Raw genomic sequence first — 20,448 nt, 5'->3', positions numbered from 1 at the left:
CGGAATAACGGTTTCCAAAACGCCGGAACGACGGTTTCCATTTCACCGGACTGGCGGTACCCCGCCACCGGAATATTCAAACAGATGGCCATAATGCCTACCCAGCATTTGCAAGAGATGAGCGAATCCATCTGGAACAGATAGAAGCTGATAAGCACACTAATGGGGCATTCAATCTGAGCCGTATTAATTCAACTCACTCAAAGCTGAAAGCTTACTGGTCAAAAGAGAGAGGCCGTCAGCCAGCCACGAAGTACATGGATTTGAGCCTAATGCTGTTTTGGTGGTTAGAGAAGAACGGGACACTATCGACCGCAGAGAAAGTGGACAAGCTTGGAGAAATCATGTCAGCGAAGATGGACACCAGCGGCACAGATTATGAGAGCATCACAAATCGGGAAATGACACTGAATACCAAGGGGCTGTTCCCGAACAAGATTTAAGGGAATGAGGGAAGTACATCAAAAGGGTACTTCCCTTATTTTGTGTGGCCGATTTGATAGCAGAAAGATATTCAACAGAAAACTGATTAGGGTGGTTTGGAACAGATGGAAGATATTTTTGGCACGATACAAGCCGTCACAGGCATTATAAAGTATTCATCATCAGAGGTCATAACGCCAAAGGAAATTGTCACAGACATGGTTGACCTGCTTCCAGCTGGCATATATACGCCTGAAGCAAAATTTCTGGATCCAGCTGTCAAGAGTGGTCGGTTCCTCGCAGAGATATATCGTCGCTTGATGGACAGCGAACTAATGAAGCAGGCATTCCCAGATGAACAGGCCAGACACGAACACATTCTTGACAATCAACTATATGGATTCGCCACATCAGAATTATCGGCCACGGTAGTCCGAAAGCAATTATACGACAACCCGCTGACCTCAGGAAACATACGCTTTACAAGTGCTAAGGTCACAAAAGAAATGATACAAGGAGCATTTGGAATAATGAAATTTGACGTAGTAATCGGAAATCCACCCTATAATAAAGGTATGGATTTGGATTTTGTTGATATGGGATTTGAACTGGCAGAGCAGTACACAGTAATGATAACTCCGGCAAAATGGCAGACAGCTGAAGCAAATCAGAAAGTTGTAAGCAAGATGTCCTATGGTGAATTTCGCAAGGAGCTAGTTCCGCACATGAGCCATGTGTGCTTTTATCCTGACTGCGTTGATGTGTTCGATATATCACAGACTGATGGCATAACATACTTTTTATTGAGCAAGGAACAGCCAGAAAGCTGCACCGTGAGTAACAAATGCAAGGTTCAGAGGTATTTTAATTCATGTGTTCAGCGGACAATAACTAATAGGGAGAGCCTATTAAACATTGGAGCCGAAATTGTTCAACATTTGGAGCCATACAATCATTTCAAATTCCCGCCTGCCAATAGTGGGAGATATGAGGTATGGACTAATAATCAAGTATCAAAAGGTGGCGGAGCAAGAGGTGGCGTTGGAATATTAAACAATTTAGGAAATACTCAATGTGTAGGAATAAGTCGAGTGTTAGACACCAAAGACGCTGTTGATATGGGCATGAGAACCGGAGCCTCCACCTGCTCTTTTAGTTCCGACAGCAGGCAGGAATGTGAGCACTTTGTATCTTGGCTGAATACGAAGTTTACCAGATTTTTTGTCGCAATCAACATTAGCAAGCTAACAGGCATTATATGTGATGATTGCTTCCGCTTTGTACCTGCACCTCCATCTGGCAAGTTCGACCACATTTACACCGATGCCGAACTTTATGAAGCATTCAATTTGCCCCAAAAGTACATTGATGTGATAGAGGCAGTAATCAAAGAACGAAAATAATCAAATATAACATAACAAATCATTCACAAGCCACCTCTTTTATGGTAGTATCGTAAGTAACAAAAATGAGTGCGCGAAATTTGCAAATACTTTTGTGACCAAATAACCATAGGGAGGGACGATATCATGGCAACCTTTGAATTACAGTCTGATGAAGTAGTATTGTATGAAGGTACAGCAACATGCAAAACATACAAAGGCAATTTGCAGTTGACATTGACTTCACAGAAATTAGTCTTTGAGAAAGAAAAGGGCTTATTCAAGAAAGAACGGGAATTAGTCGATATAATCCCGCTTGAAAGTGTCAAATTCTATAATGATGCCGCACAGATTAAGCAAAAGGGCTCAGAGGTAGAAGTCCAGACCATTGAGAAAAACCTTACGATTGTATTTTCTGGTATGCTTGAAGCAAGAAAGTTTACTGGAAAGATTATCGATGCAGTAACAGGTACTACGCTCGCAAAACGGGGCTCTAACATAATAAAAGGCGCATTTTCTATGGTCGATGATACTTTAGGTTTAGATACAAGAGGCACCATTAAGGGTGTGCTTGAAAATGGTGTTAAAGGCACACTTCTAAATGGCATAGGTAAGAAAAAATAACGTAGAAACCAAAGGCTCCACCCGAGAGGATGGAGCCTTATTTTATGTCCCCTGATGAATAAATCTACATTAGTTTGGACTAATTAGCTTATACCTGCAAATTCCGGCCGAACGGCGTAGCCATTCCGAAATGAGCGGAGTGCCAATTCCACCATAAACGGCGTGGCCGTTCCGAAGTGAACGGAGTGGTCGTTCCGATATAAACGGCGTACCTTTCTTTATAATGGTGCCGCGGCATATCGCCGCCATCAACAAAGGAAGGAGTACCCTATGCAAAACTACTCAACTATCATCGGCGTAATAGAACTCCGGCAGCAAAATGTCGGATACGCCACTACCCAGAAGCGGTACGGCATTGGTTCCAGTACCGTCACGCTCATCATGAAACGATTTAAGGAACTCGGCCTTACGCTCGAAGAACTGAGGGCTATGCCGCCGAAAGCCGTTGAGGTGGCGTTCTATCCACCTGAAAACCTGAAGCGCAGCGAGAAGCCCATGCCGGACTTTGCCAGGATCCACGCGCGTATGTCGGCCATGAAGCAGCCAAATCTAGCGTTTGTCTGGCTGGAGTACAAGGAGGAACACCCTGACGGATACCAGCTCTCTCAGTTCTATGCGCTGTACCGCGCGTTCCTCGCTGAGAACTTCGGACAGACATCCGTCACGATGCCAGTGGAACGCATCCCTGGCGAGCGTATGTATATTGACTGGGTAGGCGACCAGCCGGAGCTTCTCCTTGACCCGGCGACAGGCGAAGCGAAAAAGGTGCATGTCTTCGCCACGACACTCGGCTTCAGCAGCTGCGTGTATGCCGAAATCTTCTTGAACGAGAAGCTTACCAGCTTTATTTCGGGCGTGGTACATGCGCTGTCCTTTTACGGTGCTGTGCCGAAGTACCTCGTCCCCGACAATCTAAGGAGTGCGATTTCAAAGCACTCTAAGGATGAGCTTGTCCTGAACTCCGTTTTCTCGGATTTGGAGGACTTCTATGATACCGTTGTCCTTCCTCCGCCTCCGCGCAAGCCCAAGGGTAAGCCAACGGTTGAAAACCATGTGCGCTATCTGGAGACCCATCTGATTGAGAAGCTGAAAGAAACCGCTCCCTATTCGAGTATTGAAGCTCTGAACATGGAGGCCGAACGCATCATTGCTGATATCAACCAGCGAAACTTCCGAAACCAGCGCGACATCCGCAAATCCAGACAGCAAGCATTTGAGATCTATGACAAGCCGCGTATGAAGGCGCTCCCCGCAGGGCACTTCACCGTTTGTGATTACAAGTATTTCCTCCGCGTGCCGGACAATTATCATCTTGAATACGACGGTCACTACTACTCTGTCGTGTATACCATGCACGGTAAGCCGGCGCTGCTCAAAGCCACCATGAGCGAAATCCGCATCTGCGACGAGAACAACAGGCTCCTTTGCACGCACGTCAGGTCTTACAAGGACTTTCCCCGGTATATTACGGACGATGCACACATGCCGCCTGAGCACCGGTACTATAAGGAACTGAATGCGCACGACGGGGCCTATTATCGTCGCTGGGCAACAGTGTATGGCGATGCCATGGTAACGCTTATTGACCGCATTCTACGCGGCGTGAAACACGAGGAGCAGGCTTACAACAGTTGCAAGGGTATCCTGCACCTGTGCAATGATGTCCCTCGCCATATCGCGGAAGATGCAGCGCAGACCTGCATCGACGCGTCTGCCTGTAAATACTCCTATTTCAAGAAGGCTCTCAGCCGCCTTATGAACCACGAGCAGGCCTCTGGTGATACTCGTGGCCGGCTTCCAGAGCATGAAAACATTAGAGGGAGGGACAGCTACAAATGATGCCTTCCCCAACTCTTAACGCGGAAGAAATTGCTCTCTGTGAGCGGCTCCGCAGCCTCAAGTTATCCGGCATGGCCGATGCCCTTGAGACTCAACTCATGGATCCGAATGCAGACCTCGTTCCATTTATGGAGCGGTTTTCTACTATTGTGAACCAAGAATGGCAGATTCGGTACAACAAGAAGTTCTCGAAGTTTATGAAGAAGGCTCAACTGCGCTATCCAGATGCCATCTTGGATGAAACCATCTATGACCCTGCTCGCAAGCTGGATACCGCATCTATTGAGCGTCTGGCTACCTGCCATTGGATTGATGAAGGAAAGAACCTCCTGATTACTGGCATGACGAGCAGCGGAAAGACCTATCTCTGTAATGCCCTGTGTGTCTCTGCCATCCAGCAGTTTAAAACCGTGCGCTATATCCGCGCCAACATCCTGATGCTGGAACTGGAGCAGGCTCGCCTGCAGACAACCTATCTTGATTATGTTTCCTCTCTTGCCAAACTGGACCTGCTGGCGATTGATGACTTCGGCCTTATGGATCTCGACTTGGATAAATGCCGTGACCTTTTTGAAGTTATTGATGGACGCGATGGCAGGAAGTCCACCATTATCGTTTCACAGTTCCCAATCCACACATGGTTTGATCTGTTTCAGGAGCACACCTATGCTGATGCTTGCCTTGCGCGCATTACGGACAAGCGCCACAGCTACCGTCTGGAGATGAATGGCATTAGCATGAGAGACGCAGTCAAGTAAGCTTCCTTGGGTGGCTTTCTCAGGAGACCAGCGGCCTCAACTCTGTGAGGAATTGCGGCCGCTGGCCGCTCAGAACGGACTGGCAGCGTTTCACGCCGTTTGGAATGGAACGGCTACGCCGTTTGCGTTGGAATGGGCGCACCGTTCCTCCGGAACGGGCGCGCCGTTTGACTGGAATTTGCATATACCAACACTTAACTTAACTGGGATATTTTTTATCAATACTGACAATTTTTACAATTCACTCTTGCAATTTATTGTTATTTCTTGTAAAATATGCTACTGTAGGAGAGAAGGGGCGAAAATGATTCTGCCGCCATTTTCGTTAAGAGAAACAGATAAAAAGGAGAACCAGTCATCATGGAAATGAAGAATTTCGACCAAATCGTGGAGCGGGCCAAGCGGTCTTTCCGCAAGATGCGCGTAGTCATTGCCGGCGCGGATGCCGAGAACATTCTGCTGGGCACCTTTGAGGCCCAGGACGCGGGATTTGCCACCCCCGTGCTGGTGGGCGAAGCCGAAAAAATCGAGCCCATGCTGGAGCGTCTGGGCCTGAAGGACAAGACCTACCGCCTGGTGGCTACTCAGCCCGGCGAGGATGTAGTCCAGGCGGCTGTCAATGTCATCCGCCGGGGCGAGGGCGACGTGCTGATGCGCGGCAACACCCAGACCCGGGACTTCCTCATGGCCCTGCTGGACAAGAAGAACGAGCTGCGCACTGACAAGCGGCTGGTCCACATCGACCTGGTGAGCATGCCCGAGTATCCCAAGCTCATTGCCATCGGCGACGTCACCGTCACCATTCAGCCCGACATCCAGCAGAAGAAGGAGATCATCCGCAGCATGACGGAGACCCTGGAATCCGTTGGCTACGACAAGCCCAATATCGCCCTGCTGTCCATGGTGGAGGAGGTCAACTTCCACATGAAGGACACCATGGAGGCCCAGGAGCTGGTGCGCTCCCACGCGGACACGCCCATTGCCAACTGCAACCTGGTGGGCCCCATTGCCTATGACCTGATCCTGTCCAAGGAGGCCGCCCGGCTGAAGAATTACGACGAGCCCCTGTGCGGCGAGTTTGACGGCATTGTGGTCCCCAGCCTGCTGGCGGGCAACCTGATCGTCAAGTGCTGGCAGATGCACGCCAAGGCCAAGACCTGCGGCGTGGTCGTGGGCGCCAAGGTGCCCGTGGCCCTCACCTCCCGCAGCGACGACAAGGAAGTCTCCTTCCTGTCCCTGGCCTTCTGCGCGGCGCTGGACGGCAAGGCGTAAAAACTACACGGAAAGAGCGGTGCAGATGTTCTGCACCGCTCTGTTTTTCGATCACAGGTCGTTGATATGCATTTTGTCCAGTTTACTCCGCTTGCGGAACTTCTCCCGACAGGCGAAGTAAATGGCAAGCAGGATCACTGTGGGGATGTTGCCCAAAATTAGGGACGCCAGGATCGGCCCCCAGGGAATTCCACCGTTGTAGGCCACGGCGCTGAGGGCCATTACCAGGGAGTACAGAAACGACAGCAGCGGCAGGATCAGCCCCGGCCACTTGCTCTCCCGTTTGGAGAGAAAGACCTGCAAAACCACCAAGCCGATCAAAAACGGCAGGATGCTGCATAATGCGACTATTATGGTTGTTATCATATGGTTCCTCCTTCTGTATCACAGGTCATCGATGAGGGTCTTGTCCAGCTCCCCCGCCTTCCGCCGCCTGTGCTCCCGGCAGACGGCATAGATGATGAGCAGTACCATCGTCCTGACATTCTGAAAGAAAAACAGATGGAGTGAAACCCCCAGCCGCATCCCAAAAGGCGCATCCGAGGCGCTGCCCAGGCAGATGATAAGATCAGCAGCAGCCCACAAAACGCTGGCTATTGGCAGCAACAAGCCCGGCCAACGCTTTTCCCGGCGAGCCAGGAAAAGCTCCAGAAGAATAGCTGCTATGGCAATTACCACAAATTTTATGGTATCTCCAGCATCCAGATAGACTCGTATGCCACTCGCGATCCCATACCGCATCCGTCACCCCTCCCTCGTCTTTCGGTATTCCGCGATCAAGAGCTTGGCTGTGTCAAAGTCCAGCTTGTCGTCCACCGCCAGCCGCTTCACCAGGGACACATAGGGGTCCGCCTCCGCCGTTTCCGTCAGCTTAATTTTCTGAATGAGACGATCCAGCCGCAGCCGCACCGTGGGATAGGTGACGCCGTACACCGACGCCACCTCCTTCAGCGACCCGGAGGCCAGGATGAATTTTTTGATAAAAGCCATGTCCTCGTCCTCCAGCTCTGCCATCCAAGGAGGAATCGTCATAGCATCACGTCCTTTCATAAAATTAATATAAACTTTAATTTTATGAAAGTCAAGCTGAATTTTATTTTTAAAAAAATTACCCGAGTCCCATGGGACTCGGGTAATTTTTTTAAATCAAATCTCCCTCGCAGTGGTCCCGCAGGGGCAGCTCCGCGAAGATGGCGGCCTCGGCGGTCTCGTACTCCCCCGGGCTTTTGAAGCGGCGCATTTTCTTGTTCAGCCGCTCCGCGTTTTCAAACAGGTGGATGAGGTAGAACCAGACCTCCCGCATCCGCTGGGCCGCGGGACCCACCTGGCCGTAGAACGCCTGATACGCCCGGAACAGGTCCTGCGTGAAGGACTGCAGCTCCTCCCGGGTGGCGGCGGGGCCGCCCCGGAGCTTGCGCAGCAGCGCCGGGTCCGCCACGGCGCCCCGGCCGATCATGGCGGCGTCCAGTGTGGGGAACCGGGTCTCCGTGGCCCGCACCTCCTCCACCGTCCGCAGGTCGCCGTTGTAGCACACCGGGTTGCGGCTGTTCTCCAGCGCCCGGGCAAACTCATCCAGATGCACCGGGCCCCGGTACTTTTCCGTCCGCACCCGGGGGTGGATGGTGAGGCAGGCGATGGGGTACTGATTGTAGATGTCCAGCAGCCGCCCAAACTCCTCCGGGTCCGCGACGCCCAGCCGGGTCTTGACGGAGACAGGGAGCTGAACCTTGGCAAACACCTCGTCAAAGAACCGCTCCAGCTCCTCCGGCTTTGCCAGGAAGCCCGCGCCCTTGCCCTTGGCCGTCACGGTGCCGGAGGGACAGCCCAGGTTCAGGTTCACCTCGGTGTAGCCCATGTCCGCTGCCACCTCCGCCGCCCAGAGGAAGTCCGGGGCGCAGCGGGTCATCACCTGGGGCACCGAGGGCAAGCCGCCGTTGTTGGCCGGGTCGATCTCCCGCCGGTCCCGGTCCGTCAGGATATGGTGGGGCGTGGGGGAGAAAAAGGGGATGAAATACCGGTCCGCGCCGCCGAAATGGGCGGCCCAGACCTTTCGGAACACCACCTTGGTGATGCCGTCCAGCGGGGCGAAGTCGTAACGCCGGATCATTTCAGTTTTTCTTCCCACTCCGCCTGGCGGAAGCCCGTCAGCACGAAGCCGTCGCCCACCAGGATGGGCCGCTTCACCAGCATGCCGTCGGTGGCCAGCAGAGCGAACTGCTCCTCCTCCGTCATGGCGGGCAGCTTGTCCTTCAGGCCCAGGGCTTTGTACTGCAGGCCGCTGGTGTTGAAGAACTTCTTCAGGGGCAGGCCGCTGGCCCGGTGCCAGGCTTTCAGCTCGTCAGCGGTGGGGTTGTCCAGCTTGATGTCCCGCAGGGTGTAGGATACGCCCTGGGCGTCCAGCCAGGCTTTGGCCTTCTGGCAGGTGGTGCATTTCGGATAGCAGAGAAATAACATGGCGGGTTCCTCCTTATGAAAATAAACTGATCTGTTCCCCGGCCTGACGGTCCTCAAATTCCATCAGCCAGGCCATGGCTTTTTCCGCGCCGCAGATGACGTTCTGTGCCGCACATTCCTCCCGGAGAATTGCCGCCAGGCGGCGGGCGTTGGGGCTGGCGCACTCGTACCGCTCTCCGAAAGCGCGGATGTACCGCTCCTTCATGCCGGGGAAGTGCCGGTCCAGCTGGGCGTAAAAATACTGGCGGTCGCCGTCCCGCAGGGTGACGCCCATGCCGAAGTTGACAATGACCTCCACGCCCGCATCAAAGCAATATCCAAGCAGCCCCCGGAGATTTTCCTCCGTGTCGTTGAGAAAGGGCAGGATGGGGCACAGCCACACGCCGGTGTGGATGCCGTTTTCCCGCATGGTTTTCAGCATCTCGAACCGCCGCCGGGTGGTGCAGACGTTGGGCTCCAAAATGCGGCACAGGTCCTCGTCAAAGGTGGTGAGGGTGGTACAAACCACGGCTTTCGTCTTTTCGTTGATGCGCTTCAGCAGGTCCAAATCCCGCAGGACCAGGTCCGACTTCGTCAGCACCGACACGCCGAAGCCGTACCGGTCGATGACCTCCAGGCAGCGGCGGGTGAGCAGCGTTTCTTGTTCCAGCGGCAGATAGGGGTCGCACATGGAGCCGGTGCCGATCATGCAGCGGCGGCGCTTTCGCCGGAGGGCGTCCTCCAGCAGCTTCGGAGCGTTGGTCTTTACCGCCACGTCCTCAAAGGCGTGGTCCATCTGGTAGCAGGTGCTGCGGGAGTCGCAGTAGATACACCCATGGGTGCAGCCCCGGTAGACATTGATGCCGTTTTGGGCGGAGAGGATGGATCTCGCTTTGATCTCATGCATATTCCGTCCCCTTTCCGCCAAATCGTTTAATAGGCGCTGATGTTCAGGCTCTCGTCATCAAAGCCCTTTTCGATAGCCTTGATCTCCATGAAATACTTCCGGGTCTGGTCGATCTCCACCTGGACCCGCTCCCCCACCTTGTGGCCCATCAGGGCCTTGCCCACCGGGGATTCCTTGCTGATGAGGCCCTTCAGGGCGTCCTGCCGCAGCGTAGTGACGATCTGGACGGTCATTTCCTTCTTCACCATCTCATTGAAGACGGTGACCTTATCAAACAGGCCCACCGCGTCGTCCTGCCCCTTGACCTCAATGACCTTGGCGGTGCGGATCATCCGCTCCAGGTAGCGGATGCGGCTCTCGTTGCGGTTCTTGGCCTGCTTTGCGCACTTATACTCAAAGTTCTCACTGAGATCGCCGAAGGCACGGGCGGTCTGCACCTCCTCGATCAGCTGGGGACGCAGCACCCGCACCCGGTGGTCGATCTCCTCCTGCATTTTTTTAATATCGACTTCCGTCAATTCGTCATACATGGAAAACACCTCGTGTGTTTGGATTTTTCTCTATGATACCACAAACCCTCCGCCGGGTACAGTCTTTTGTTCCCCGGAAGCCCCTGCCTCCCCTGCCAGACATTGCATTTGCAAAATAGTTACAAAACGGTTACAATCGTACCATCCTTGCAAGGGAAAAACACAAAGGAGGCTACATTCATGTTCTGTTTCAGCAACTTTGATTGCAGCGCCCTGCTGCAGATGCTCTGCCAGTGCTTCGGCCTGGGCTGCTGAGTTTTCCACGGAGGGCCCCGGTTTTCCGGGGCCCTCTTTTCCCTTTCCGCCCCCCGACCAAGGAGGTACTGATGAAACCATTCCGCACCCTGCTCCTGACAGCGGCCCTCACCGGGGCCCTGCTGACTCCCGCCCACGCCGCCGCTCTCTCCCATACCGTTGTAAAAGGCGACACCATGTGGAAGATCGCCTCGAAATACCAGGTGGGCACCAGCGAGATCATCCAGGCCAACCCGCAGGTCAGCGATCCCGACCTCATCTATCCCGGCCAGGTGCTGAGCATTCCGCAGCTCAGTGAAACGGTTGCCAGCTTTGAGGCCGAGGTCGTCCGGCTGGTGAACGACATCCGGCGGCAGAACGGCCTGAAGCCCCTGACGGAAAACTGGGAGCTCTCCCGGGTGGCCCGGTACAAGTCCCAGGACATGCTGGACAACCGCTACTTTGCCCACAACAGCCCCACCTACGGCACGCCCTTCCAGATGATGAAAGCCTTCGGCCTGTCCTACCGGACCGCCGGAGAGAACATCGCCAGGGGCTATGCCACGCCCCAGGCAGTGGTCAACGGCTGGATGAACTCCAGCGGCCACCGGGCCAACATCCTGAATGCCGGTTACACACAGATCGGCGTGGGCTACGTGGCCCAGGGGAACTACTGGACGCAGATGTTTATCGGATAATTGTTGCCCACGGAGCCGGCAGGCGCTGATTTCCGGAGCGAAACGCGGCAGTATCACGGTGTCACCCGCAAGGGGCCCCTTTTCAGATTTACGCGAAAATTTGCTTTTTTCTTGACATTGCGGCCATATCGGGTATTCTGGAATCATAAAAGGGGCTGCCCGGGAGGTAACAAAAATGAAGGTTTATGTATATGAGAGCAAGGATGACACCATCAGCGCGGTGGTAATGGACGGGAACGAGGTCAAACGCATCATCTCCGGTCTTGAAGATAAAGACATGAGCCGCAGCGAATTTGTGGCTGCCGCGCGGAGCAGATTTGAAGGGGCCGGCTATGACTCCGGCAATTTTTCCGGTACGGATATACGCCAGGCCGCGGAGCAGATGGGGAAAACGGATCGTCTGATCGCGGAGATCACCCAGGACAACATGGCAATGCACCCGGAAAACATGGGCCTCGCCGGTCATATCCTGTTTGAAATCGGCCAGTTCATATGAAACAAATCTGCATTTGACAGGAATTCCATTTTGTATATCCGATTTGGAAGCAAGGAAAAAGCCCTAAGGCAAAGCCTCAGGGCTTTTTCTTTGCTGGAAAGCGCGAACAGTTTCGAGGTACAGGCTTTCAGGTCTGCACCCAAGAACCAAATCACAACCCAGCAAAGCGGTTGTGATTTGGAAAGGAGGAGCAGCGGAATGAGCGCGCTCTGACTTTTTGAAAAAAAGTCAGAGCAAGCGATATGCAGCTTGCTCCGACGTGGAAAGCGTGAACAGTTTTGATGCGCCAGCTTTCAAGTCTGCACCCAAAACCAAATCGAAGCCCAGCGAAGCGGGTTCGATTTGGAAAGGAGGAGCGACGGAATGAATGAGCGATGACTTTTTAAAATAAAAAGTCGTCGCGAACGATATGAAGTCCGCGACGACGTGGTGCGCCTGAAGGGACTCGAACCCACACGCATTGCTGCACGAGAACCTAAATCTCGCATGTCTACCAATTCCATCACAGGCGCATATTTTGTTTTTTGGGGGAGAGCGGGCGCTGAATAGAGCGGTAAACTCTTCACTGAGGTGCCAGCACCCAGGTTCTGCTCCTCTGCTGATCCCGCTGTGCCCGCATGGGATTTCAGTATAGCACATTCGACGCTCTTGAACAATAGTGAATTCTGCGCTACAATGGAAAATCATCTCCCAACTTCACGAAACGAGGACTCCTGCCATGTCTACACCCAGGGTCGCAGCTATCCACGATATGTCCGGCTTCGGCCGGTGTTCCCTGACCGTCGCTATTCCCATCCTGTCCGCCATGGGCATCCAGTGCTGCCCTCTGCCCACCGCGTTCCTCTCCACCCATACCGGCGGGTTTGAGGGCTTCACCTTTCTGGATATGACCGACGAGCTACCGAAGGTAGCCGCTCACTGGAAATCTCTGGGGCTGGAGTTTCAGGCCGTTTACAGCGGCTTTCTGGGCAGCGAGCGGCAGATCGCCATTGTGGAGGACTTCCTCCGGGAGTTCCGGGGCGCCGACACCGCGGCGGTCATCGACCCGGTGATGGGCGACCACGGTGAGGTCTACCAGACCTACACCCCCGCCATGTGCGCTGGGATGGCCCGGCTGGCGGAGCTGGCGGACGTCATCACGCCGAACCTGACGGAAGCCGCCCTGCTGCTGGGGGTGCCTTATGATGCGCTTCCGGCCGGCGAAGCGGGCTGCCGGGAGATCGTGGAGCGGCTGAGCCTGGACGGGCGGCGCTCCGTGGTGCTCACCGGGGCCTCCACCGCCCCGGAGCTGACGGGGGCCATGTGCTTTGACGCCAAAACCGGGCGGACCGAGGCTGTCCAGACCCGGCGGGTGCCCCAGGAATTCCACGGCACCGGAGATGTGTTCGCCAGCGTCCTCACCGGGGCGCTGGTGCAGGACGCTTCTCTGCCCGACGCCGTCCGGCAGGCGGTGGACTTTGTCCGCGCCTGCGCCGAACGGACGGCGAAAGCCGGCATCCCCATGCGGGAGGGCGTGGAATTTGAACCGCTGCTGGGCCTTTTGACTCAGCCTGTTGATGAATAAAAATGTGCCCCGGTCCAAAAAGCCCGGGGCACATTTTTATTTCATCAGGTTTTCCACGTAGGCCTGCATCTCCTGCTTGGAGCGGACAGCGTGGGTGCCGTCGATGATGGCCTGCTGTTCCGCCTCCGACAGGGCGGCAAAGCGGGCCATGGCCTCCGGGTGCTGGGCCAGGGCCATGCCGAAGCCCAGGGGCAAGTCGTCCATGTTCATCACCTCGGCGTTAGTGTGCGCCGGAATGGGAAATCAATACACAGGGAACAGGTCCAGCAGAAAAATCAGGTCATCGGCGGGCAGATAGGTGGTGCCTTTTTCATAATAACAGGCGCCCAGAAGCTCCGTCTCCCCGTCGGCGGTAAGGGCTGTGTCCTGGCCCGGCAGGACGGAAAACACCAGGCTTTCACCGTCGGATACCACCGCCCCCTGGCCGGGGGCCCAGTTCACCGTATACCCGGCAGCCTCCGCCACGGCCCGGATGGGCAGCAGGACTTCTCCGTCCACCACCTTGCCGGTCACGCGCAGGCGCTGGTCATTGACGCTGACCTCGCCGGTGGGCTCCCAGAAGGCATAGCCCCGGTACGCATAGGCAAAGAGCATGACCTTGGTGACGGTGCCCTTGGCGTCGGTCCACACCAGAACGCGGCTGCCGGGCACCAGGGAATCCAGGGTCACCATTTGCCGGGTCAGGTAAGGGAACAGGGTGGCTTCATCCGTCACGGTCAGTTCCTCTCCACCGGTGGTCACCAGGTCCACATGGGTCAGAGGCTGGGGCGGATAGATGGCAGCCGTGGCCTGCGGCTGCACCTTTGCGATCTGATAATACTGGGGCACAGCGAAATCCGCCGGGATGTTGGCGACGATCAGCTCGGCGGTGGCATGGGGCGGCAGGCTCAGCGTCATGGCGGGGCCCACCCAGGCATAGACGGTCTCGCCGTCCCGCAGCTCCCGCCCCAGGGGCAGCCCGGTCACGGCGTCTATGATGGGAGTGGTCTCCGTCACATGGAGAATGGTCTCCCGATGGGCGGCATTCTCATTGGAATTTTTCAGCAGGACGGCGCCATTTTCCAGCCGGGTGACGGTGCCCCACACCCGGACGGGCATCAGATAGGCGGGCGTTTCGGGAGCGGTCTCATTCGCAGCGAAGGCAGGCAGGGCGCACACCATGGCGGCGCACAGGGCCAAAGCGAGGATGCGGGAAACTCTCTTGTTCACAGCAAGTCCATCCTTTCAGCGTATTTATCCAATCAGACGCAGAATACAGGGAAAATGTTCCCGTAAGAGGAAAAACGCCCCGGAAACTTTCCGGGGCGGTAGGTTCTGAGCAACCGGCGAGGCATTTCGCCCCTTCGGAGGGGGGCTAGGGGGAACCACAGGTTCCCCCAGTTCTTTTGCCGGAGGCAAAAGAAGGAATTTCAATCATTTTCGCCGCGACATGTGCGTGGCGAAAATACCTCGACCCAGCCGCCTTGGGCGGCGTTCACCAGTCCGCAGACTGGTGAGGGAGAATCTAAAGGGGGGACGCCAGTCCCCTCTTTATTTTTTCCCGTGCAGCGCCTTCATCCGCTGCTCATGGTTCAAAATGGCCTTGCGCATCCGCAGGCTCTTGGGGGTGACCTCCAGCAGCTCGTCGTCCGCCAGGAACTCCAGGCACTGCTCCAGGCTCATCTGCTTGGGGGGCACCAGCCGCAGGGCGTCGTCGGAGCCGGAGGCGCGGGTGTTGGTCAGCTGCTTCTTCTTGCAGGCGTTGACGGTGATGTCCTCGCCCCGGTTGGCAATGCCGATGATCATGCCCTCATACACCGGCACACCGGCGCCGATGAACAGCGTGCCGCGCTCCTGGGCGTTGAACAGGCCGTAGGTGATGGACTCGCCGGTCTCGGAGCAGATCAGGCTGCCCATGCCCCGGCGCTGGATGTCGCCCTTGTAGGGGGCGTAGGAATCGAACACGGAGGCCATGATGCCCTCGCCCTTGGTATCGGTGAGGAAGTCGTTGCGGTAGCCGAACAGACCCCGGGCGGGAATCAGGAACTCCACCTTCATGCGGTTGCCCACAGGGGTCATCTCCAGCATGTCGGCCTTCCGCTGGCCCAGCTTTTCAATGACGGCGCCCACGCTGTCGGCGGGCACATCCACCACCAGCCGCTCAATGGGCTCGCAGCGCTTGCCGTCGATCTCCTGGTACAGGACGCGGGGGGGAGAGACCTGGAACTCATAGCCTTCCCGCCGCATGGTCTCGATCAGGATGCTAAGGGACATCTCGCCCCGGCCCGCCACGTTGAAGGCGGTCTCCTTGTCCGTGTCGGTGACCCGCAGGGACACATCCTTCAGGGTCTCCCGGTACAGGCGGTCACGGATCTGGCGGGAGGTGACGTACTTGCCCTCACGACCGGCATAGGGAGAGTCGTTGACGGAGAAGGTCATCTCCAGGGTGGGCCGGGAGATCTTCACGAAGGGCAGGGCCTCCACGCAGTCGGAGGCACAGATGGTATCGCCGATGGTGACGTCGGGCAGGCCGCTCATGGCGATGATATTGCCGGCGGTGGCCTCCGACACGGCGGTGCGGTCCAGGCCCTCGAACTCGTAGATAGCCGTGGCCTTGGCCTTGCGGAGCACGGCCTCCGGGGCATGGTAGTTGCACATGGCCACTTCCTGGTTCTGCCGCAGGGTGCCCCGCTCGATGCGGCCGATGGCGATACGGCCCACAAAGTCGTTATAGTCGATGGAGGAAACCAGCATCTGGAAGGGCTGGTCCACATCCGCCTCAGGGGCGGGGATATACTCCAGGATCGTCTCGAACAGGGGCTTCAAGTCCGTGCCCGGCACATCCGGAGAATAGGAGCAGATGCCCTGCCGGGCGGAGCAGAACAGCATGGGGGAATCCAGCTGGTCCGGGGTGGCGTCCAGGTCCATCAGCAGCTCCAGCACCTCGTCGATGACCTCATGGATGCGCTGGTCGGGGCGGTCGATCTTGTTGACCACCACGATGACCCGGTGGCCCAGTTCCAGGGCCTTGCTCAGCACGAAGCGGGTCTGGGGCATGGGGCCCTCGGCGGCGTCCACCAGCAGGATGACGCCGTTGACCATCTTCAGGATGCGCTCCACCTCGCCGCCGAAGTCGGCGTGGCCCGGGGTATCCACGATGTTGATCTTTGTATCGCCGTAGCGGATGGCGGTGTTCTTCGCCATGATGGTGATGCCGCGCTCCCGCTCCAGGTCGCCGGAGTCCATGACCCGCTCCACGACTTCCTGACCGGTGCGGTACACACCGCCCTGCTTCAGCATCTCGTCTACCAGGGTGGTCTTGCCATGGTCGACGTGGGCAATGATGGCTACGTTTCTCAGATGTTCATTCTGCATATTGGAACGTCCCTTCCTTTATCAGCTCAGCTTCAGACTGATTTTTCACATACAGTTTGATATTATACTATTCGCCAATGAAAATCATATTTGATTTTCATTCCGTCAGCTATGCTGACGGGGCACCGCCAAAAGGCGGTGTCGGCGAAGTCGTTCAATACGAATCTCGCCAAAATCCAAACGGATTTTGGCACCCACGGCAATAGCCGTGGGGTTAAAATGCAATATTTTGCATTTTAACCGAGATTAGTATTATAGTCCGATTTTCTCCGCATTTCAATGTATATTTCCACATTTTTTTGAAAATACCGTTCTTTTTCTCCGGCAAAAGCGACAGCAGGTAAGGTCATACCTTTTTTACCAAAGAAACCTCTTTTTTCGCGGTTCCTTTTGTCCCTTCCGCCGTTGATTCTCCAAACGCCGGAGGGCTATAATGGAACCGCTGTGACGGAAGCGGCGCCAGCGCCGCACGTTCCGCCGCAAGTACCGTGGTCCGCTGGGACCACCAACGGAGGCATTTCGCCATGTATCGCATTAAGACATTCAACAAGATCTCTCCTGTGGGCCTGAACAAGTTTGACCCGGAACACTACGCAGTCTCCGACAGTGAGACCAACGAGGACGGCATCCTGGTCCGCTCCGCGAAGCTGCTGGATTACGAATTTCCCAACAGCCTGCTGGCCATCGCCCGGGCGGGCGTGGGCGTGAACAACATCCCCATCGACCGCTGCTCCCAGGCCGGCATCGCCGTGTTCTCCACCCCCGGTGCCAACGCCAACGCCGTCAAGGAGCTGGTGCTGTGCGCCATGCTGATGGGCTCCCGGGACGTCAGCGGCGCCATCGACTGGGTCCGGGACCAGGTGGCTGCCGGCGTGGACGTGACCACCGTGGTAGAAAAGGGCAAGTCCGCTTTCGTGGGCCCCGAACTGTATAAAAAGTCCCTGGGCGTCATCGGCCTGGGCGCCATCGGTTCCCTGGTTGCCAACCTGGCGCTGTCCCTGGGCATGGACGTCTACGGCTACGACCCCTACCTGTCCGTGGACGCCGCCCTGCGGCTGGACCGCCACATCCATGTGGTGAAGGACGTGGGTGAGCTGTACAAGCGGGCCGACTACATCACCATCCACATCCACTTTACGGATAAGACCAAGGGTATGATCGACGAGAAGGCCATTGCCGCCATGAAGCGGGGCGTCCGGTTCATCAACCTGGCCCGGGGCGAGATCGTGGACGACGACGCCATGCTGTCCGCTCTGGACACCGGCTGGGTAGCCGCCTACATCACCGACTTCCCCAACAACCGGCTGGTCCAGCACCCCCATGTGGTGGCCATGCCCCACCTGGGCGCCTCCACTCCGGAGAGCGAGCAGAACTGCGCAGCTATGGCGGTGGACGAGCTGCGGGATTACCTGGAAAACGGCAACATCCGCAACTCCGTGAACCTGCCCGCTGTCAGCATGGAGCGCAGCGGCGTCATGCGGATGTGCATTATCCACAAAAACGTGCCCGCTATGCTGGCGAATATCACCATCCTCCTCTCCAAGGACGGGGTGAACGTGGAGAACCTGAGCAATAAGTCCAAGGGCGAGCTGGCCTATACCATGGTGGACCTGGGGACCCAGGTGGGTCAGGCTGTGATCGAAGATGTGCGGAACCTGGCGAATATCATCCGGGTCCGGGTCATTGAATAAGTCTCCCTCTCTTACGCGCCGCCGCGGTGAATTGCCGCGGCGGTTTCGTTTTGGATTGACAGCCGGGGATGAAACGGGTACAATAGCTGGTGTGTCCGGCAGACGCCGGATGCGTTATGCCCCCGTAGCTCAGTTGTATAGAGCGACCGCCTCCTAAGCGGATGCTCTATACCCGCCAATGGCACCACTTTTTCCAAAATTTCATATCTGCGTCAGTAGCTCAGCTGGATAGAGCGCGCCCCTCCTAAGGGTGAGGCCGGGGGTTCGAATCCCTTCTGGCGCACCAAAAACACTGTAATTCCAAGGAATTGCGGTGTTTTTCTTTTTGAAAAGTTCAGGCCAAAGCAGAATAAGGTGTATCTCATTTTGCGGCATCGCTGCCTTTGGCACATCCAAATTGATTGCAATGGTTTTCGCACCGTTCTGGGGTTTGGCACCGTCTTGGCACCACCCCTTATCGCCCCGCCTGTGCCAAGATAAGCGATGTCAGGTTCGATAAGAGTTCCGGGGACTGCTGAAGCTGAGATAAAAGAGTTTGTGCATCCAGCAGCGGCTGCGTTTTTTCTTCCTGCGGAGCATGAACACTACGCAGATCGGGGTTCGCATAAAATGCGGATTCAAACTTCTGCGCGTTGACCTTACGATCCTCATCCAGAATATGCGCATAGATTTTTGTAATCATGTCCACCTGGGAGTGACCGGTGTCACCCTGCGTCGCTTTCAGATCACCGTGATTCAGCTTCAGCTTGTAGGTCGTGCTGCTGTGCCGGAGGGAATGGAAAACAACATTGGGAAGATTGGCCTCTTTCTTGAGCCGCCTGAAGGCGTTATTGATAACCGTTTCCTCACAAGGGCGACCATTGGGCAAGGCAATGACAAGGCCATAATCCAGATACTCATCGCCAAGAAACGCCTTCTGCTTGTCCTGTGAAGCCTTCCATTCCCGGAGAATATAAGCAACCGTTTTGGGCATCCACACTTTGCGAACACTGCTTTCCGTTTTCGGCGTTTTCAGAACGATGACCGTGCTGGCATTCTCCAGATACATGGTTCTGGGGAAAACCTTAGCTAAATGTATTGACAGTTCACATTCATAGCCGGAATATCCCGCTTGCGGAGCATAGCTTTTTTTGACCGCAAAGCATTAGGCGGGTTACAGTAAATAAAAATGGACACGGCGATACCTCCCCGATACCGCCGTATCCTTAAAAAAGGGCGACTTTAATACACTACCCGCAATCCATTCTATAATAGGGAACAGCGGCTTTTGCGCAATATTAAATAAAAAAGCCGATAACACATAGGTTTTTTGACCTAATGCGTTATCGGCTCTGCGTCTATGCGTCTGGCACTTTTAATCATTTTTTTTTGAATTTATTATATGTGTTAGCTAACTGTCCACAAGCCGCGTTAATCTCTCTGCCATGAGAAACTCTCATAGTAACTTCAAGTCCTGCTTGCTCTAATTGATGTTTGAATGCAACTATTTCCCGTTTCTGTGGTGCTTTAATTCTTGAATTGCTTGTTGGGTTGTATTGTAACACGTTAATCATAACTTTTTTGCCCCGAAACCATTTTGCAAGTTGTCTTACATCTGAGGGCCGGTCATTTATACCCGGTAAAAGCAAATACGCAAAGACAATTTTGCGATTATGCCTTTCAGAATAGGATAAGGCTTGCTTAACAACATCTTCAATAGCATATATGCGCATGTGAGGAATAATACGATTTCTTGCAGATTGTGTTGCTGCGTGTAAAGATATTGTCAACTGAATTTTAAGATGTTCCTCGCGCAATTTTTTTAATTGATCGACCGGACCAACTGTTGATATGGTAATGCCGTCGGTTGGAAAGTTGAGCCCATATCTATCTCGGAGAATATGGATTGCTTTTATCAAGTTGTCATAATTGAATAAAGGCTCTCCCATACCCATAAAAACGATACGGTTTACTTTTCGACGCAACAATATAATCTGTTGTACGATTTCTGACGATGTTAGATTACGAACAAAGCCATTTCGCCCGGACTCACAAAAAATACAACCAACAGGACAACCGACTTGTGTGCTCACGCAAACAGTTCCACCATCTCGCCGCTTGATAAAAACCGTTTCAATGTATTTGTTGTCTTTCAGTTCGTAAACATACTTTTCAGTATCACTGCTGCAAATTTCGCCCGAACGGTGTGAGGATTTCGTTTCGGACGGTGTGAGTATTTCGGTTTAAGCGGTGCGGCTGTTTCG

At 55.0% G+C, this 20,448-nt stretch carries 20 protein-coding genes and 2 tRNA genes; 10 read left to right on the top strand and 12 right to left on the bottom strand.

The genetic code is table 11. The features are described 5' to 3' along the window. The first annotated feature begins 548 nt into the window (after positions 1 to 548). The 5 genes from JQM68_RS12130 to JQM68_RS12110 all read left to right on the top strand — a co-directional run bounded on the left by JQM68_RS12130 (position 549) and on the right by JQM68_RS12110 (position 6,298). Positions 549 to 1,826: an Eco57I restriction-modification methylase domain-containing protein gene (locus JQM68_RS12130; RefSeq protein WP_235223264.1), complete on the top strand. Its 1,278-nt coding sequence runs from the start codon at positions 549 to 551 to the stop codon at positions 1,824 to 1,826. 126 nt (positions 1,827 to 1,952) lie between these two features. Then, the gene (locus JQM68_RS12125; RefSeq protein WP_235223263.1) at positions 1,953 to 2,429 is read left to right on the top strand and encodes a hypothetical protein; all 477 of its coding nucleotides are present in this window, start codon (positions 1,953 to 1,955) and stop codon (positions 2,427 to 2,429) included. 270 nt (positions 2,430 to 2,699) lie between these two features. Further along, positions 2,700 to 4,268 (top strand): Mu transposase domain-containing protein, encoded by a 1,569-nt coding sequence (locus tag JQM68_RS12120; protein ID WP_235223262.1) that lies wholly within the window; start codon positions 2,700 to 2,702, stop codon positions 4,266 to 4,268. Further along, a complete protein-coding gene (locus JQM68_RS12115; RefSeq protein WP_328283738.1) occupies positions 4,265 to 5,026 on the top strand; it encodes an ATP-binding protein in 762 nt (253 codons plus the stop codon). The genes JQM68_RS12120 and JQM68_RS12115 overlap by 4 nt, the downstream gene beginning before the upstream one ends. A gap of 360 nt (positions 5,027 to 5,386) precedes the next feature. Then, positions 5,387 to 6,298, top strand: coding sequence for a phosphate acyltransferase (locus tag JQM68_RS12110; RefSeq protein ID WP_235223261.1), 912 nt, complete (start codon positions 5,387 to 5,389; stop codon positions 6,296 to 6,298). A gap of 51 nt (positions 6,299 to 6,349) precedes the next feature. On the opposite strand, the gene JQM68_RS12105 is transcribed toward JQM68_RS12110, so the two are convergent. From JQM68_RS12105 to JQM68_RS12080, 6 genes are all read right to left on the bottom strand, one after another. Then, a complete protein-coding gene (locus JQM68_RS12105; protein WP_235223260.1) occupies positions 6,350 to 6,664 on the bottom strand; it encodes a hypothetical protein in 315 nt (104 codons plus the stop codon). A gap of 378 nt (positions 6,665 to 7,042) precedes the next feature. Then, on the bottom strand, positions 7,043 to 7,330 hold the full coding sequence (locus tag JQM68_RS12100) for a DUF2089 family protein (protein ID WP_235223259.1): 288 nt from the start codon (positions 7,328 to 7,330) through the stop codon (positions 7,043 to 7,045). 109 nt (positions 7,331 to 7,439) lie between these two features. Beyond that, positions 7,440 to 8,405 (bottom strand): tRNA dihydrouridine synthase, encoded by a 966-nt coding sequence (locus JQM68_RS12095; RefSeq protein WP_235223258.1) that lies wholly within the window; start codon positions 8,403 to 8,405, stop codon positions 7,440 to 7,442. After that, on the bottom strand, positions 8,402 to 8,752 hold the full coding sequence (locus JQM68_RS12090) for an arsenate reductase family protein (protein ID WP_235223257.1): 351 nt from the start codon (positions 8,750 to 8,752) through the stop codon (positions 8,402 to 8,404). The genes JQM68_RS12095 and JQM68_RS12090 overlap by 4 nt, the downstream gene beginning before the upstream one ends. Positions 8,753 to 8,765: 13 nt before the next feature. Next, positions 8,766 to 9,638 carry an SPL family radical SAM protein gene (locus JQM68_RS12085; RefSeq protein ID WP_235223256.1) on the bottom strand — a complete coding sequence of 291 codons (873 nt, stop codon included), beginning with the start codon at positions 9,636 to 9,638 and terminating at the stop codon, positions 8,766 to 8,768. Between the two features lie 26 nt (positions 9,639 to 9,664). Beyond that, complete coding sequence (locus JQM68_RS12080) at positions 9,665 to 10,168, bottom strand: GreA/GreB family elongation factor (RefSeq protein WP_235223255.1); 504 nt, start codon at positions 10,166 to 10,168, stop codon at positions 9,665 to 9,667. Between the two features lie 326 nt (positions 10,169 to 10,494). On the opposite strand from JQM68_RS12080, the gene safA reads away from it, so the two are divergent. Together safA and JQM68_RS12070 are read left to right on the top strand one after the other, a co-directional pair. Continuing rightward, entirely contained in the window at positions 10,495 to 11,100 is a 606-nt protein-coding gene (gene safA, locus JQM68_RS12075; protein WP_235223254.1) for a SafA/ExsA family spore coat assembly protein, read from the top strand. Positions 11,101 to 11,275: 175 nt separating this feature from the next. Continuing rightward, positions 11,276 to 11,596: a hypothetical protein gene (locus JQM68_RS12070; RefSeq protein ID WP_235223253.1), complete on the top strand. Its 321-nt coding sequence runs from the start codon at positions 11,276 to 11,278 to the stop codon at positions 11,594 to 11,596. A gap of 427 nt (positions 11,597 to 12,023) precedes the next feature. Here JQM68_RS12070 and JQM68_RS12065 read toward each other — a convergent pair. Continuing rightward, positions 12,024 to 12,108, bottom strand: a tRNA-Leu gene (locus JQM68_RS12065). Positions 12,109 to 12,314: 206 nt separating this feature from the next. On the opposite strand from JQM68_RS12065, the gene JQM68_RS12060 reads away from it, so the two are divergent. Further along, entirely contained in the window at positions 12,315 to 13,160 is an 846-nt protein-coding gene (locus tag JQM68_RS12060; protein WP_235223252.1) for a pyridoxamine kinase, read from the top strand. A 36-nt stretch (positions 13,161 to 13,196) separates the two neighbouring features. On the opposite strand, the gene JQM68_RS12055 is transcribed toward JQM68_RS12060, so the two are convergent. The 3 genes from JQM68_RS12055 to typA form a co-directional block, all read right to left on the bottom strand. Next, on the bottom strand, positions 13,197 to 13,364 hold the full coding sequence (locus JQM68_RS12055; RefSeq protein WP_235223266.1) for a hypothetical protein: 168 nt from the start codon (positions 13,362 to 13,364) through the stop codon (positions 13,197 to 13,199). Positions 13,365 to 13,403: 39 nt separating this feature from the next. Beyond that, positions 13,404 to 14,369, bottom strand: a complete 966-nt coding sequence (locus JQM68_RS13890) for a stalk domain-containing protein (RefSeq protein ID WP_235223251.1) — start codon at positions 14,367 to 14,369, stop codon at positions 13,404 to 13,406. A 321-nt stretch (positions 14,370 to 14,690) separates the two neighbouring features. Next, positions 14,691 to 16,514, bottom strand: a complete 1,824-nt coding sequence (typA, locus tag JQM68_RS12045; RefSeq protein WP_235223250.1) for a translational GTPase TypA — start codon at positions 16,512 to 16,514, stop codon at positions 14,691 to 14,693. 524 nt (positions 16,515 to 17,038) lie between these two features. On the opposite strand from typA, the gene JQM68_RS12040 reads away from it, so the two are divergent. Further along, positions 17,039 to 18,205 (top strand): phosphoglycerate dehydrogenase, encoded by a 1,167-nt coding sequence (locus tag JQM68_RS12040; protein WP_235223249.1) that lies wholly within the window; start codon positions 17,039 to 17,041, stop codon positions 18,203 to 18,205. A gap of 209 nt (positions 18,206 to 18,414) precedes the next feature. Further along, a tRNA-Arg gene (locus JQM68_RS12035) sits at positions 18,415 to 18,491 on the top strand. A gap of 168 nt (positions 18,492 to 18,659) precedes the next feature. Here JQM68_RS12035 and JQM68_RS12030 read toward each other — a convergent pair. Both JQM68_RS12030 and JQM68_RS12025 read right to left on the bottom strand, forming a co-directional pair. Next, on the bottom strand, positions 18,660 to 19,253 hold the full coding sequence (locus tag JQM68_RS12030; protein WP_412758475.1) for a tyrosine-type recombinase/integrase: 594 nt from the start codon (positions 19,251 to 19,253) through the stop codon (positions 18,660 to 18,662). A gap of 310 nt (positions 19,254 to 19,563) precedes the next feature. After that, complete coding sequence (locus tag JQM68_RS12025) at positions 19,564 to 20,277, bottom strand: radical SAM protein (protein WP_459558694.1); 714 nt, start codon at positions 20,275 to 20,277, stop codon at positions 19,564 to 19,566. Positions 20,278 to 20,448: the final 171 nt, after the last annotated feature.

It is taken from the genome of Oscillibacter valericigenes, assembly GCF_021531435.1.
GTDB lineage: Bacteria > Bacillota > Clostridia > Oscillospirales > Oscillospiraceae > Oscillibacter > Oscillibacter valericigenes_B.
This window is presented reverse-complemented; position numbering and strand designations above follow the sequence as displayed.